This is a genomic window from Kribbella sp. NPDC023972 (assembly GCF_040639075.1).
Taxonomy (GTDB): Bacteria; Actinomycetota; Actinomycetes; order Propionibacteriales; family Kribbellaceae; genus Kribbella.
Genome location: NZ_JBEZZH010000017.1, coordinates 1 through 14,890 on the forward strand (window position 1 = coordinate 1; position 14,890 = coordinate 14,890).

General features: G+C 68.8%; 17 protein-coding genes. 13 read left to right on the top strand and 4 right to left on the bottom strand.

What is annotated here, in order from left to right:
• A partial coding sequence (locus tag AB0F43_RS37120) for a glycosyltransferase (RefSeq protein WP_360488275.1) occupies positions 1-275 on the bottom strand: 275 nt, incomplete at its 3' end.
• 108 nt (positions 276-383) lie between these two features.
• Between AB0F43_RS37120 and AB0F43_RS37125 the strand changes: the two genes are divergently transcribed.
• Positions 384-2,627, top strand: a complete 2,244-nt coding sequence (locus tag AB0F43_RS37125; RefSeq protein ID WP_360488278.1) for a hypothetical protein — start codon at positions 384-386, stop codon at positions 2,625-2,627.
• Here AB0F43_RS37125 and AB0F43_RS37130 read toward each other — a convergent pair.
• On the bottom strand, positions 2,620-3,642 hold the full coding sequence (locus AB0F43_RS37130) for a spore coat protein (RefSeq protein WP_360488281.1): 1,023 nt from the start codon (positions 3,640-3,642) through the stop codon (positions 2,620-2,622). The genes AB0F43_RS37125 and AB0F43_RS37130 overlap by 8 nt on opposite strands.
• A 114-nt stretch (positions 3,643-3,756) precedes the next feature.
• Here AB0F43_RS37130 and AB0F43_RS37135 point away from each other — a divergent pair, with 114 nt between their 5' ends.
• The 12 genes from AB0F43_RS37135 (at position 3,757) to AB0F43_RS37190 (ending at position 13,750) form a co-directional block, all read left to right on the top strand.
• Positions 3,757-3,984, top strand: coding sequence for an AbrB/MazE/SpoVT family DNA-binding domain-containing protein (locus tag AB0F43_RS37135; protein ID WP_360488284.1), 228 nt, complete (start codon positions 3,757-3,759; stop codon positions 3,982-3,984).
• Positions 3,974-4,402: a type II toxin-antitoxin system VapC family toxin gene (locus AB0F43_RS37140; RefSeq protein WP_360488287.1), complete on the top strand. Its 429-nt coding sequence runs from the start codon at positions 3,974-3,976 to the stop codon at positions 4,400-4,402. Before AB0F43_RS37135 ends, AB0F43_RS37140 begins: the two co-directional genes overlap by 11 nt.
• A gap of 110 nt (positions 4,403-4,512) precedes the next feature.
• Positions 4,513-5,493: a UDP-N-acetylglucosamine 4,6-dehydratase (inverting) gene (gene pseB / locus AB0F43_RS37145; protein ID WP_360488290.1), complete on the top strand. Its 981-nt coding sequence runs from the start codon at positions 4,513-4,515 to the stop codon at positions 5,491-5,493.
• A complete protein-coding gene (locus AB0F43_RS37150) occupies positions 5,493-6,617 on the top strand; it encodes an aminotransferase class V-fold PLP-dependent enzyme (RefSeq protein ID WP_360488293.1) in 1,125 nt (374 codons plus the stop codon). The genes pseB and AB0F43_RS37150 overlap by 1 nt, the downstream gene beginning before the upstream one ends.
• A gap of 10 nt (positions 6,618-6,627) precedes the next feature.
• On the top strand, positions 6,628-8,019 hold the full coding sequence (locus AB0F43_RS37155; protein WP_360488296.1) for a hypothetical protein: 1,392 nt from the start codon (positions 6,628-6,630) through the stop codon (positions 8,017-8,019).
• Positions 8,019-8,831, top strand: coding sequence for a hypothetical protein (locus tag AB0F43_RS37160; protein WP_360488299.1), 813 nt, complete (start codon positions 8,019-8,021; stop codon positions 8,829-8,831). The genes AB0F43_RS37155 and AB0F43_RS37160 overlap by 1 nt, the downstream gene beginning before the upstream one ends.
• The gene (locus AB0F43_RS37165; RefSeq protein ID WP_360488302.1) at positions 8,822-9,577 is read left to right on the top strand and encodes a glycosyltransferase family protein; all 756 of its coding nucleotides are present in this window, start codon (positions 8,822-8,824) and stop codon (positions 9,575-9,577) included. Before AB0F43_RS37160 ends, AB0F43_RS37165 begins: the two co-directional genes overlap by 10 nt.
• 38 nt (positions 9,578-9,615) lie before the next feature.
• A complete protein-coding gene (locus tag AB0F43_RS37170) occupies positions 9,616-10,461 on the top strand; it encodes a class I SAM-dependent methyltransferase (RefSeq protein WP_360488305.1) in 846 nt (281 codons plus the stop codon).
• Between the two features lie 99 nt (positions 10,462-10,560).
• Positions 10,561-10,902, top strand: a complete 342-nt coding sequence (locus tag AB0F43_RS37175; RefSeq protein WP_360488308.1) for a DUF485 domain-containing protein — start codon at positions 10,561-10,563, stop codon at positions 10,900-10,902.
• Complete coding sequence (locus tag AB0F43_RS37180; protein WP_360488311.1) at positions 10,899-12,545, top strand: cation acetate symporter; 1,647 nt, start codon at positions 10,899-10,901, stop codon at positions 12,543-12,545. The genes AB0F43_RS37175 and AB0F43_RS37180 overlap by 4 nt, the downstream gene beginning before the upstream one ends.
• 97 nt (positions 12,546-12,642) lie before the next feature.
• Complete coding sequence (locus AB0F43_RS37185) at positions 12,643-13,119, top strand: hypothetical protein (RefSeq protein WP_360488315.1); 477 nt, start codon at positions 12,643-12,645, stop codon at positions 13,117-13,119.
• A 484-nt stretch (positions 13,120-13,603) separates the two neighbouring features.
• Positions 13,604-13,750: a hypothetical protein gene (locus AB0F43_RS37190; protein ID WP_360488318.1), complete on the top strand. Its 147-nt coding sequence runs from the start codon at positions 13,604-13,606 to the stop codon at positions 13,748-13,750.
• A 181-nt stretch (positions 13,751-13,931) separates the two neighbouring features.
• Here AB0F43_RS37190 and AB0F43_RS37195 read toward each other — a convergent pair whose 3' ends face one another.
• Both AB0F43_RS37195 and AB0F43_RS37200 read right to left on the bottom strand, forming a co-directional pair.
• Positions 13,932-14,348, bottom strand: coding sequence for a MarR family transcriptional regulator (locus AB0F43_RS37195; RefSeq protein ID WP_360488321.1), 417 nt, complete (start codon positions 14,346-14,348; stop codon positions 13,932-13,934).
• Positions 14,349-14,410: 62 nt separating this feature from the next.
• The gene (locus AB0F43_RS37200; RefSeq protein ID WP_360488324.1) at positions 14,411-14,851 is read right to left on the bottom strand and encodes a hypothetical protein; all 441 of its coding nucleotides are present in this window, start codon (positions 14,849-14,851) and stop codon (positions 14,411-14,413) included.
• Positions 14,852-14,890 lie beyond the last annotated feature (39 nt).

Genomic DNA, 14,890 nt, shown 5'->3' on the forward strand with positions numbered 1-14,890 from the left:
AACTCACCCCGCGCCCGCCGGAACCCCGCCGACTGCGCCGCCTGATGACCGCTGTTCCGCAACAGCCGCACCACCCGCAACTGCGGCCAAACCCTCGCCGCCTCCAACAACAACGCCGCCGTCCGATCCCGACTCCCGTCGTCGACGACCAGCAACTCGTAGCCGATCCCCAACCCGTCCAGCAACGGATGCATCCGCTCGAAGAAGATCGGCAGCACCTCCTCCTCGTCGTACATCGGTACGACGACAGAGAGCACCGGCTGCTCGGTTCCCATCAAGACCTCCGACCGGGACACTACTCGCAGTCACGCTACGCACTCGTGACATGACTCAACAGATACTTTCCCCATCCCCCGCCCCGGTCTTCACATTACTGTTACGACATGCGCGCGAAGGCGAGGCGGCGGGGGCCGCGGAGGGCGGCGCCTTCCCTGTCCGGTCTCCTCGCCGGCATCGCCGTCATGGTCCTGGCGATCGTGCTCCTCTTCCAGCACTCGACGGTCACCGAGGTCGGCCGGTTCGTGCTGTTCACCGGCCTCGGGATCGCACTGCCCGGGTTCGTCCTGTGGCGGCTGATCGGTAGCTACGGGCGGAACCTGGTCGAGGATTTCGCGGCCGGCTTCGCTGTCGGGACCGCCGCGCAGATCGTCGTCTACCTGGCCAGCGCGTCGATCGGTCTACAGGCGTGGTCCTGGGTCTGGGTGCCCGTCGTACTGCTGATCTCGTTCGCGGACAGCGACGTTCGGGCACGGGTCTGGCGGCGGGTCGATCAACCGATCCGGCCGGTGCAGGCCTGGCTGCTCGCCGCGTCCACCTCGATCGTCGTCCTGGTGGTCTATCGCCGCGGACCGGGTCAGTTCCTGCCGGCGTACACCGACCCGCTGCACTCGTACCCGGACCTCGCGTTCCAGCAGGCGCTCGCGGCCAGTGCGAAGTACGACGTACCGATCTCTACCCTGTGGCTCGGCGGCGAGCCGATGAAGTATCACTCGTTCTACCACCAGGCGACGGCCGCGACGGCGTGGGCGACGCGGATCGACCTCACCGATCTGATCCATTCGCTGACCTGGTTACCGCTGTTCCTGGCCGGGTGTGGGCTCGTCTACGCCTTGACCACGAGGTTCACCCCGAGTGCCGAGTCGGGCGCGACCTGGGCCGGGCCGCTCGCCGTACTGATCGCCGGTCTCGGCGGAGCCGTGCAGCCGTTGGCCGATACCGGTCTGGGTGGGATCTCGACCGCCGTCGCGGCGTACCTGAGTCCGACGCAGAATCTCGGCGTCCTGATCGCGCTGGCGTTGTGCGTCGTGGTGGTCGACCTGCTGCGGTCGGATCGGCCACGGAGTCGCTGGGTGCTCCTGGTCGTGCTCGCGCTGGTCGCGGCCGGGGCGAAGTCGACCATCCTTCCGCTGCTGGGGTTCGGGTTCGGCATCGCGTTCGTGCACCTGGCGATGACGCGCCAGAGCACGCGTACGGCGTTCATCGGTGGCGTGCTGTCGTTCGTGATCTTCCTGGCCGCCCTGGTCGCCATCTTCGGCGGCAGCACGTGGGGGACGGAGGTGAAGCCGTTCCAGACGTTCGTCCAGTTGGCGCCGTACTCGATGCTCGGGTCCGAACCGCACGCACAGTTGCTGTCGGCGGCGACGACCTTGCTGAGCTGGGCACTCGGGGCGTCGGGGCTGCTGTTCCTGGGCCGACGGCGTTCTTCAGGGAGGACGGGGCGCGACCCGGCAACGGTGTTCCTGATCGGCTTCGCGGTCGCGGGGTTGCTGGGCACGCTGATGACGACTCAGTCGGGGATCAGTCAGCTGTACTTCATCCGCACGGCCTTCCCGGTGATCGCCGTACTGGCGTGTGTCGGACTGGCCAATCTGGTCGGGCGGCTCGGTGATCGACGCGCGGTGGTGCTCGTTGGAGCCGCGGGGTTGTGCGGGTTGGTGGCGCTTGCGGTCGCCCGGGCCGAATCGGCTGAACTGCGGGGGATCAAGGGTCCCTGGTTGTGGTCGGCCGCTGCTCTGGGCGTCGTCGCCATGGTGATCGCCCTTGCCTGGAAGGTGTTGCGGCGGCCGGGGAGCATCGTGGTGGCATTCCTCGCCGCCGCGGTGGCGGCGAGCATGATCGGGGCGACGCTGGTTCCGTTGCAGGCGGTCGGCTCCGACAAGGCCTCGGACTTGGTCTTCGCGCATCCCGGCCGGGGTGGGGCGACCGCGGCAGAAGCCGGCGCGGCGCGGTGGTTGCGGCGCAACAGTCAGCCGGGTGAGCTGGTGGCGACCAACGCGCACTGCATCATCCAGCAAGGCGGACGGTGCGACAGCCGGCACTTCTGGATCGCGGCGCTGTCCGAGCGGCCGGTACTGATCGAGGGCTGGTCCTACTCCAACCAGGCCAACCGGATCGCGCTCACCACCGACGCGAACCCGAGCCTGATCCCGTACTGGAACCGCGAAGAGCTCGCCGCCAACGACGCAGCCTTCACGGCACCGACCCCGGCCGCGATCGAGCGGCTGCGGAAGGCGGGCGTGCGCTGGCTGTACGCCGACCACCGGGCCGGGAAGGTGTCACCCGTGTTGCGCAACTACGTCCGGCTCCGGCACGCGACCATGGACGCGACCATCTACGAGATCAGGTGAGCGCCAGCAGCGCGTCCGCGACCCGGGCACGACCGTTGCCATCGACAAGTTTCCAGCCGGCCGCGGCCAGCCGGGCGCGTTCGGCCGGATCGGTCAGCAGTCGTTTGAGCACCGCGGCGGCCGCGGACGGGTCCGCTGTCAGGTCGGACAGTACGCCGATGCCGGCGGCCGTACCCGTGGCGATCGCGCGCTCGTAGCCCATCACCTGGTTGTCCACCACGCACACGAGCCCGGCCGTCGCACCAAGACACAGCAGCTCCCAGGTCGACGTACCCGATGCGCTGATGGTCAGATCGGCCGCACGCACCGCGGCGGCCAGCCGGTCGGTCGGGCCGATCACGTCGACCCTTTGCTGCGGACCTAGCTCCACCTGGTGGATCTGGTCGGCGAGCTGCAGTCGAGGCGCGACCACGGTTGCTTCGAACGGTACGCCGGTCGCCGAGAGAGCCTGGACGACGTACGGACCGGCGCCGAACGCGTCGGTCCCGCCGAAGAACGCGAACACCTTGGGTACCGCGGTGGGGCGGGGTACGGGCGGTTCGAGCGGGCGGAGGGCGAGGATCTCATCGCGGATCATCACGTACCCGAGGCCCGCGAGCCTCACCGCGTTGCCGGGGAGTCGCGGATGGTCCAGCTCAGCCGCCAGGTTCTGGTCCACCAGCACGTCCGCCTCCGCGCCGCGGAACTCGCCGTCGACGATCGCCAGCGTCGGTACGCCGGTCGCGCGGACCGCCCGGTAGACGGCAGCGTCCAGGTCGTAGGAGTCGAAGACGACGCGATCCAGCCGCAACCGCTTGAAGAGCGCGACATGCTCGGCCGGCGTCCGGACCGCGTGCTCCACCGCGATCCCGCGGGCCGCGATCTGCGCCTCGGCCCACGGCACGGTGTGCGCGTCGCAGACGAACACCACCTCGGCCCCGCGGCGCAGCAGTTCCTCCGCCAGCGCCAGGCACCGCATCACATGCCCGATCCCCCGCCCCGGCCCCACATCACACCGAACCCCGACGCGCTCCACGCCCCCGACCGTATCTGTTCCGTATATCCGCTTTCCGGCCGGAGGGCTCGGTGAGGATCCGCACTTGTGGATAAGCTGGTAATACGTAGGAGACGTATTACGTAGGAGGCTACGATGCGACTGAACAGCAAGGGCCAGGTGACGATCCCGGCCGAGCTCCGGCGCAAGCACCATCTCCACGAGGGGGACGAAGTGGCAGTGATCGAAGCGGCGGACGGGCTGCGAATCGTGCGCGTGGCGGAGGCCGAGACCCGCGGCCGGCGGCTGGTGCGGGAGATGCGCGGCCGGGCGACCACCGGGATGAGCACCGAGGAGTTGATGGAGCTGCTGCGTGGCGAGTGAGCCCGCCACGCAGCCAGTCGTCCTGGTCGACACGTGTGTCCTGCTCGACATCCTGACCGACGACCAGGAGTGGGGCGACTGGTCCGCGGAGGCGGTCGCCCAGGCACGCGATGAGGGCGAGCTGGTGATCAATCCGATCATCTACGCCGAGGTGTGCGCCGGGTTCGACCGGATCGAGGACGTCGACGCCGCGCTCCCGGTGATGGACTTCCGGCGCGAGCCGCTGCCCTTCCAGGCCGGTTTCCTCGCCGCTCACGCGTTTGTCACGTACCGTCGGCGAGGCGGCGTGAAGACCTCTCCACTGCCGGACTTCTACATCGGCGCACACGCCGCGGTGCAGCGCTACCAGGTGATCACGCGGGACACCAGGCGGTTCCGGACCTACTTTCCCCGGGTCGGTCTGATCACGCCGAGGTGAGACGCGGGATTGAGGGGGCGTGGAAGCGGGCAGCTATTGTTCGTGTCTGCACTGTGCGTGCTGCCACAAGAACTGTCCGTCGGAACTGTCCGTCAGAAGGGTCCGCCGACGTGTCCATCCTCACCGGCTCCGACATTCTCGTCACCGGCGGCACCGGGTCCTTCGGCCGGGCGTTCGTCCGGCACGCCCTGGACCAGCTGAAACCGCGCCGGATCATCGTGTTCAGCCGGGACGAGCTGAAGCAGTGGGAGGTCCGGCAGCTGTTCGGCGACGACCCGCGGCTGCGCTTCTTCCTCGGTGACGTCCGGGAGCGGTCCCGGCTGCTGCGGGCGATGCACCGGGTCGACTACGTCGTTCACGCGGCCGCGCTGAAGCAGGTGGACAGCGGTGAGTACAACCCGTGGGAGTTCGTCCAGACCAACGTGATCGGCTCGCAGAACGTGATCGAGGCCGCCATCGACTCCGGCGTCAAGCGGGTGGTGGCGCTGTCCACCGACAAGGCGTCCAGCCCGATCAACCTGTACGGCGCGACCAAGCTCACCGCGGACAAGCTGTTCATCAACGGCAACCACTACGCGGCGGCGTACGACACCCGCTTCAGCGTGGTCCGGTACGGCAACGTGATGGGCAGCCGGGGCTCGATCATCCCCAAGTTCAAGGCGCTGCACGCGGCCGGCGAGTCGCTGCCGATCACCGACCTGCGCTGCACCCGGTTCCTGATCACGCTCCCGCAGGCGGTCGAGTTCGTGGTCGACTCGTTCGAGCTGATGACCGGCGGCGAGCTGTACGTGCCGCGGATCCCGTCGATGAAGGTCACCGACCTGGCCGAGGCGATCGCCCCCGGAGCGAAGATGCACGACGTCGGCCTGCGCCCGGGCGAGAAGCTGCACGAGGAGATGATCAGCCCGGAGGAGGGCCGTCGCGCCCTCGCGATCGGCAACCGGTTCATCCTGCAGCCCGACCTCGCCACCTGGGGCTATCTCCCGCCTTCGGAGGGCATCCCGGTCGCGGACGGGTTCCACTACGCCTCGGACACCAACGACCAGTGGTACACGATCGACGAGATCCGCAAGATCCTCGAGAGTGACTGATGCTCCCGTACGGACGGCAGTCCATCTCCGAGGACGACATCGCGGCGGTCACGGCGGTTCTGCGCGGTGACTGGCTGACCACCGGGCCGGCGGTGGCGGCCTTCGAGAAGGCCGTCTCCGAGCTGACCGGCGGACATCGCGTCGTCAGCTGTACGTCGGGCACCGCGGCCCTGCACATCGCGTACGCCGCCCTCGGCGTGGGACTGGGTGACGAGATCGTCACCACCCCGATGACCTTCGTCGCAACCGCCTCGTGCGCCGCGATGCTCGGGGCCACGGTTGTCTTCGCGGACGTCGACGAGGACACCGCGCTGATCGACCCGGCGGCGGTGTCGTCGCTGGTCAGTGAGCGCACCAAGGTGATCGCCGCCGTCGACTACGCCGGCCAGGCCGCCGACTACGCCGCCCTGCAGCCGGTGGCCGATCGCGTCGGCGCTCGGACCCTGGCGGACGCGGCCCACTCGATCGGCGGCACCGCCGACGGCCGTCCGGTCGGCGACCTCGCGGACGTGACCACGGTGTCCTTCTTCCCCACCAAGAACCTGACCACCGGCGAAGGCGGCGCGGTGGTCTGCAAGGACCCGTCGGTGGGCCGGCGGGCCCACGAGTTCCACTTCATCGGCCTGGTCCGCGACCCGGACCGGTTCGAGATCACCGACGAGGGACCGTGGCATCAAGAGGTGCACGAGTACGGCGTGAACTACCGGCTCACCGACATCGCCAGCGCCCTCGGCCTGTCGCAACTCAAGCGCTTGACCGCTTTCAAACGTCGCCGCGCCGAGATCACCGCCCGTTACAACGACGCACTGCGTGACGTGGACGGCCTGCGTACGCCGGTCCAGCGCGACGGAGTGGATCCGGCCTGGCACCTCTATCCGGTCCGGGTCCTCGGCGGACGCCGGCGCGAAGTCTTCGAGGGCATGCGCGCAGCCGGCATCGGCGTACAGGTGAACTACATCCCCGTCTACTGGCACCCGGTGTTCGCGCGGCAGGGCTACCGCCGCGGCCTCTGCCCGAACGCCGAGGCGTTCTACGCCGAAGAACTGTCCCTGCCCCTCTTCCCGGACCTGACCGACGCCGACGTCGACCGGGTGATCGAGACCTTGACGAAGCTGGTTCGTTAACGTGATGGATGTGACCCGATCGATCTTGGTCGGCGGCGAGATGCTCAACTGGTCGGATCTGCACCCGGTCGACGCTCGCCCCGCGGCCGCCGGACCCGCCGCCGAGGCCCTGCTCACCGCTGCCCTCCAACCCGGCGACGCCGTCCTGGTCGCCGGTCCGCACGCCCTCGACCTGATCACCGGCATCGCCCGACGCGTGACCTCCGTCGACGTCCTGGTCCGTTCCGCACCGGACGCCGAGGAGATCGCCGAACGCCTCGCCGATACCAAAGGCGACGTCTACTGCGGCTCGCTGGACCGTTTCGGCAGTGAGAAGACGTACGACGTCATCGTCGCGCTGGACGGGCTGGAACGACTCGTGGGTCCCGACACGGCCAAGCTGACCTGGGCAGACGCACTCTCGACCGTGCGGGACCGCCTTGCTGCGTCTGGCCGGCTGTTGTTCGGAGCGACCAACGCTTTCGGCTTCGAGCGCTTGATTCAGCCCGACATCACAGCGGCCCTCCCCCGCAACGAGGACTGGGCGCGCGATGTCGCCGACACCGCTCCCGCCGGCCTCAAGCCATTGCAGGCGGCGTTGCGTGACGCAGACATCGAGATCGAGCAGACCTACGCGGTGTTCCCGTCACTCGTCGAGGCTCAGGTCGGCCTGACCGCCGTCGATGGCTTGGCCGGTGTGGTCGCGGCCCGGGCTGTTGCCGAGCGCAACACCGGTCCGGTTCTGATGGACTCGTACCGGCTCGTGCTCGACTCTGCCGCGGCCGGGCTGGCGCTCGACCTCGCACCGGCGTGGTACTTCGTTGCCGGCGTCACCGAACTGCCGACCGCGATCCCGGTCGGCGCCGTCCCCGAGGGTCCCGGCGTCCTGCTGGAGGAACACCTCCTGGCCGCTTTGAAGGTCGACGACCAGGCGGCAGTGCGCCGGATCATCCCCGAGTACGTCGCCTGGCTCAACGGCGGAGGCAACGGCTCCCCGGACAACGCGATCCTGGACGGGACGTCGTTCCGGCTCTTCGGGGAGGCCCAGGATCTCGATGTCGTCGGGCACCTGGCCCGGTTCGTCCGGCGCTCGATGGAAAGTGGCTCACGGCAACCATGGCCTGCCGGGGGCGACGTACAGGAGCTGACGGCTCGGCTGGCCTCGATGGCCGGAATCACTGTGACAGAAGAGCTTTCGGCACCGGCTGAGGTGGTCAGGCCGCTGGGGAGCGCCGAGCAGCTGGCGACCGTCGCGCGCCTGTCCGAGGAGCTGGCCGCGGCGAGCGCGCGGGCCATCCTGTTCGAGGGCACGGTCAGCGGGATCCGCCGATCGCTCCCCTACCGGGTCGGCCACGCCGTACTGAACCCGGCCCGGGTGATCCGGCGACGGGTGCGTCGCGTCCTGCGGAAGGTACGCCGCTGATGCACCACGCCAATCACTTCTACGGCCACGCGAACATCATGGCGTCGTACGCCGGACTCGCGCAGCCGCCGCGGATCTGGGGCTACCTCCAGCACGGCTGGAACATCCTGGACGGCTTCGCCCACGGCACCGCGTTCGCACCGGGCATGCCGAAGTACGTCTGGTCCGACAGCGTCCGGCGGCGCGGCCACTCGATGGGGCTGCGCAACTACTCGGTGATCGGCTCGGTCTGGCTGTACCTGCTCAAGGTGCACCCCGAGCTGGCCACACCGAAGAAAGGTGCCGAGGGCACCATCTTCTACCCGTTCCACGGCTGGGAGGGCCAGCACGTGCTCGGCGACCACGGCCGGATCGTTGCCTCGATCAAGGAGCACGAGACCGGGCCGGTGACGGTCTGCCTGTACTGGAACGAGTACGAGAAGCCGGCGATCCGCAATGTCTACAAGGACGCCGGCTTCCGGGTCATCACCCACGGCTACCGCGGCCTGCACTGGCGTCGTACCGACGCCAAGTTCCTGGTCAAACAACTGCGCGAGCTCCGCAAACATCGGCGCGTCGCCTCCAACCGGCTCAGCTCCGCCGTCCTGTACGGCGCCTCGCTCGGCCTGCAGCCCGGGGTCTACGGCGACCCGATGGTGCTGGAGAACGAACACCCCTCGTTCGGCGGGCAGGCCAGGATCAAGCGGCTGTGGCCCGAGCTGGACCAGCCGTTCGTCCCGCCCGCGATTGCCCGAGAGTTCACCGACACCGAGCTGGGAGTCGACCACGTCGCCTGCCCGGCCGAGATCCGGGAGATGTTCCGGTGGCCCTGACCGAATGGACACCCGGCCCGAAGATCGCCGTCGTCACGCAAGCGCGGGCGACGAGCACCCGGCTGCCGGCCAAGGTACTGCTGGAGGCCGGCGGCCGGACCTACCTCGAGCATCACCTGGAGCGGTTGCGGCGTACCGGCCTTCCGGTGATCGTGGCCACGACCACCAACACCGACGACGACCCGATCGTCCGGCTGGCCGAGCGGTCCGGGATCCCCTACTTCCGCGGCAGTGAGGACGACGTACTGAGCCGGTTCGCCGGAGCGGCCCGCGAGTACGGGCTGGACGGTGTCGTCCGGGTGACGTCGGACTGCCCGCTGATCGATCCGGAGATCGTTGCCGCAGGCGTCGACCGGTGGCGGGCCGAGAACGACGCCGGAGTCTACCTGTCGAACTGCCTCGAGCGGACCCACCCGCGCGGGATGGACTACGAGGTGTTCTCGGCGACCCGGCTGTTCGAGGCCGACGAGCGTGCGACGCTGCCGGCCGACCGCGAGCACGTCACGCCGTACCTGCACCAGAACCGGCCCGGCGACATCCGGCTGGTGAGTCTGCCCTGGTCAGGCGGTGGTGCGCAGTACCGGCTCACGCTGGACACCGCCGACGACCGGAAGTTGCTCGACGCCCTGATCGAGGACCACGCCGCGGACAAGCTGAGCTGCGCCGAACTGGTCGCGCTGCTGGACGCCCGGCCGGAGCTGGCCGCGCTCAACGCGCACATCGAACAGAAGAAGCTCGGCGAGTGAGAGCGCGCCAGCCTGCCGCTACGGCATGATTCAGGGTGATGACCACCGATGATCCAGAACCGGAGCGGGCGACCGGCCCGGAGACAGCGCCCGACGCTGCCCGAGCCAAGTCGTTCGGCGCTGTCGCGGCCGCGTACGACGCCGGCCGGCCGACGTTCCCCGTCGAGGCGCTGACCTGGATCCTCGGCCCAGCGCAGGTCAGGACCAGCCGGCTGCAGGTGCTCGACCTGGGCGCCGGCACCGGCAAGCTCGCCGCGGTCGCGGCCGGGCTCGGGCACGATGTGGTCGCGGTCGATCCGTCCGAGGAGATGCTCACCGTCTGCCGCCGGCGGACCGGGATCGACACGATGGTCGGCGCGGCCGAGTCCATCCCGCTGGCGCACGGCTCCGTCGACGCGGTGATCGTCGGGCAGGCGTTCCACTGGTTCGACCACGCCCGGGCGCTGCCTGAGATCGCCCGGGTGCTGCGGCCCCACGGCGTACTCGGCCTGCTCTGGAACGACGCCGACCGGGTGGTTCCGTGGGTACGGCGCTTCGATCGCGCCATCATGGGCGAGGATCTCGGCGGCGACCAGTTCGATCCGATGCCGATCCTGCTGCAGTCGGACCTGTTCGCGATGGTGGAGACCGCCCGGTTCCGGCACTGGCAGGATCTGGATCGTGCGGGCCTGCGGCAACTGGCCTTGTCTCACTCCCGGGTCGCCGTACTGACCGAGTCCCGTCGCGAGGCGGTGCTCGAGCAGGTCGACGCCATGTACGACAGCACCGCCCGGCCGCCCGAACCGCTGCGGATGCCTTACCTCACTGACTGTTACCGGGCTCGACCGAGCGACCTGGCGAACTACCGCCGTACTCTCGACGCGCCGATCGCGCCGCACCTCTGACCATCCGACCGAAACGTTTTGGTTGCGGTAGGCCAAAAATGCGCGACCAGAGGTTAACGTGCACGTGTTGGGGTCCACGCACGAGGGGAACTCGAACTCATGGACGAGGAAATGGTGCGCGAGCGGGACGCCCGCGCCTATGAGGCCGTGCACGAGGCGACCGACTTCACCGAGTTGAAGCGGCGCTACAAGAACTTCGTCGTGCCGTGGACCATCGCGTTCATGGCCTGGTACCTGGCCTATGTCGCCTGCAACAACTGGGCTCGCGACTTCATGGGTCAGAAGGTGATCGGGCATGTCAACGTCGCGCTGATCTTCGGGCTGCTGCAGTTCGTGTCCACGTTCCTGATCGCCGCCGTGTACGGCAGGTTCGCGAACCGGAAGCTGGATCCGCTGGCCAGCGGGCTGAACGCCAAGTACAAGAGGGAGCGCCGACGGTGACATCGCTGCCATTTCTGGTCCCGCTCGCCGACGCCGAGCCGGGCAACCGGGCCCTGACCATCTCGTTGTTCACCGCGGTGGTCGCCGTGACCCTCTACATCACCTGGTGGGCGTCCCGGCAGACCAAGAGCGCGGCCGATTACTACGCCGGCGGCCGGTCCTTCAGCGGCGCCCAGAACGGCCTCGCGGTCGCCGGTGACTACATGTCGGCGGCGTCCTTCCTCGGCATCTCCGGCTCGATCGCGCTCTACGGGTACGACGGCTTCCTCTACTCGATCGGGTTCCTGGTGGCCTGGCTGGTGGCACTGCTGCTGGTCGCCGAGCTGCTGCGGAACTCGGGCCGGTTCACGATGGCCGACCAGCTGGCGTTCCGGATGAGGCAGCGGCCGATCCGGACCGCTGCCGCGACCTCCACGATCGTGGTGTCGATCTTCTACCTGCTGGCCCAGATGGTCGGCGCCGGTTCGCTCGTCGGCCTGTTGCTGGGAGTGACGAACGAAGGCCTGAAGGCCGGCGTGATCGTCCTGGTCGGCGCGCTGATGATCGTCTACGTGACGATCGGCGGGATGAAGGGCACCACCTGGGTGCAGATCGTCAAGGCCGTCCTGCTGATGTCCGGCACCATCCTGATCACCTTCCTGGTGCTGCTGAAGTTCAACTTCAACATCTCCGAGCTGCTCGGCGCGGCCGCCTCCAAGTCCGGCAAGGGCGAGGCGTTCCTGCAGCCCGGGCTGCTCTACGGCAAGGACCTGGTCGGCCAGATCGACTTCCTGTCCCTCGGCCTCGCGCTCGTCCTCGGTACGGCGGGGCTGCCGCACATCCTGATCCGCTTCTACACCGTGCCGGACTCGCGGTCCGCGCGCCGGTCGGTGCAGTGGGCGATCGGCCTGATCGGGGCGTTCTACCTGATGACGCTGGCGCTCGGGTTCGGCGCGGCGGCACTGCTGGACACCGCCAAGGGTTCCCCGGTGGAGAGGTCGAAGGGCAACGTGGCCTCACCGCTGCTGGCCGAGTCCGTCGGCGGCGGCGCCGACTCACTCGGCGGCTCGATCCTGCTCGCGCTGATCGCGGCCGTCGCGTTCGCGACCATCCTCGCGGTGGTCGCCGGGCTCACGCTGACGTCGGCCTCGTCGTTCGCGCACGACCTGTACGCGAACGTGATGGCCAAGGAGAAGCCGACCGAGAAGACCGAGCTGCGGGTGGCCCGGTTCGCCGCGATCGGGATCGGCGCGGTCGCGATCGGGCTGGCCATCCCGGCGCAGCGGCTCAACATCGCGTTCCTGGTCGCGCTGGCCTTCGCCGTCGCCGCCTCCGCAAACCTGCCCGCGTTGCTGTTCAACCTGTTCTGGAAGCGATTCAACACCTCCGGTGCGGTGTGGAGCATTTACGGCGGCCTGGTCTCGGCCGTCGTACTGGTCGTCTTCTCGCCGGTCGTGTCGGGCTCGTCGACGTCGATGGTCACCGGTGCGGACTTCTCCTGGTTCCCGCTGTCGAACCCGGGCATCGTGTCGATCCCGCTCGGCTTCCTGTTCGGTGTTCTCGGAACCTTCCTCGGCCGCGACCGCTCCAGCGAGGGCCGGTACAACGAGCTCTCCGTCCGCGCCCTTACCGGCGCCGGCGCCGAGGGCCCGGCCAAGCACTAGCCCCGTACTGCGGAGGGTCGTCCCAAAGCCGCGCCGACGTGACGGACGGCAACCAGGGCACCTACTGGGAGAGCGCCAACAGGCGTTCCCCCAGTGGGTGCAGGTGGATCTCGGCTCGTCGGTCGCGACCAACCAGGTCGTACTCAAACTGCCGACCACGAACTGGGGTGCCCGCATTCAGACGCCCCACCGGCCCCGGGCGACCTGGCCCTCACTGAACCCGCCGGCCAGATCCGGCTCACCTGGACCGCGTCCCACCGACAACGTCGGCGTCACCGGGTACGACGGCTACGCCACCGGCCAGCTGCGGACCAGCCTGGCCGGCACCGTGCTCACCTACACCGACGACCAGCCGGCCAGCGCGTCGATCTCACACTTCATCCGCCCGAAAGATGCCGCAGGCAACCAGTCGGCGAAGAGCAACACGGTGACGCGGAACGGCAGCTCAGGCGCCCGGCAGCAACCTGGCGCTCGGCAAGCCGATCACCGCGTCCGGGTTCGTGCACACCTATGTCGCGACCAGGGCCACCGACCACGACGTACTGGGAAGGCAAAGCCAACCCGGCCACGCTGACCACCCAACTCGGCGGAAGCGAAGGGCCCGCCCGAGGCACGCCACTTTCAACAACCTGACCCTCTCCAACAACCACAACCCCACAACCACCTTCACGCTCAACCGCGAGTAGCCCTCAAGCAGGAGCCGCCGCGAGCATCCTCTCCGTCGGCTCCTGCACGAGGCGCCGCTGCGCATGTCCACCGTCCGGTGAGCTGCCCTGGCCAACTGCTCGGGTGCGGACCTGGGGGTCGGCCTGGGCGTCGACCTGCCAGGTCTTCGGTGGGTCGGCGCACGGGCGCCCCGCTACCCGGCACGGCCTGGGCGAACTCGAACCCTGGTTCCCCGCGACAAGTTCCAGCGGATCCCGTACTTCCTCAACGGCATGGTCACCGACGGCAAAGACCCGGCTGGTCGGGGAACAGGGCCAGAACGCCAGCTACCGGATCGACCTGCCGACAAAGCAGGTCAGCGTCCCTCGAGGTGACCAACGGCAGCCTCTCCGGTGACGGCTACCTGCTCGAAGGCCGTCGCCTATACGCCCCGGGCTGCCGTTGCGGGCGACCACGATCCGGTCCGGGAACTCCAGGTCGCCTACGACGCGGGCGGTGGCAAGTACGTCACCAGACTGGCCGTGCTCAACCGGAGCTGACCGAGGCGACCATCATCGTCGACTCGGAACCAGGAGCAGACACCCCGGACCGCCATCGCCCGCGACCGCGGCGCCTGCTCTGGGTCAGCAGCCAACTGGACGCCGCGCCGGGCGCCCGCCGTACACGGTCGCCGTCGTTCCAGGCTTGCGGTGGTGGACACCGAAGAACGCGACTACTGACTCAGAGGTCGTCAGCGATCTGGGCGAGTACGGTGCCGGCGCGCAGGACCAGGTCGCGGTCGGCTTCGTCGAGGCGGCGGAGGAGCTTGGCGAGTTCCTCCGCGGCCTGCTGTCCGGAGGCCTCGACCATCTCCGCGCCGGCCTCGGTCAGCACGACCGCGGTGGCGCGGCCGTCGACCGGGTCCTGTTCGCGGCGGACCAGCCCGGCGTCCTCGAGGCCCGCGACGGTCGTGGTCGCGGTGGGCTGGGAGCACGGGACGCGGGCCGCGATCTCGCCGATCCGGATCGGTTGCTCGTCGGCGATCAGCATCAGTGCGAGGAACTGGGTCGGGTGCAGGACCGTCGTCGTACGACTCCGGCGCAGGTGCCGGACGATCCGGTGCATGCTCACCAGAAGTTGCAGAGTCTCTTGTGCCATCGCGATCACCTCCTCCGAGCGGATGCGCCATCCTGGCACACGTCCGGACCGATCTCCACGGATCACAGGTGAGTGGCGGCCACCCCGAGTGCGAACGCCGTACCGGTCAGACCGAGCATGGTGCCGGCCAGTACGACGAGTTGCCGCCGCAGCACGAACTGTTCGGCCTCCGTGGAGAAGACCCGTCGCGGCCAGTGTCGCCAGGAGACGTACCAGAAGATCCCACTCGCACCGATCAGCAGAGCACCCTTCACCAGATGGATCCACCAGTGCTTCTGCTCCAGCACCAGTAACACCACCCCGGTCAGCGCGATCGCCGCGATCAGCCCGACCACCTTCCAGCGATTGCCTGAGGCAATCACCGTGGTCAGCGCCTCCCGCCCTTCCTGATCCGCGCCGAAGTACCTCTTCAATTTCGGCTGCACGACCAACAGCGAGTAAGCCATCCCACCCACCCAAGCCGCCGCCAGCCCTGCATGCACGATTGCGACGACAACTGTCATACACCGCAGCCTAGATGCGGTCCAGCACCAGCCGGCAAT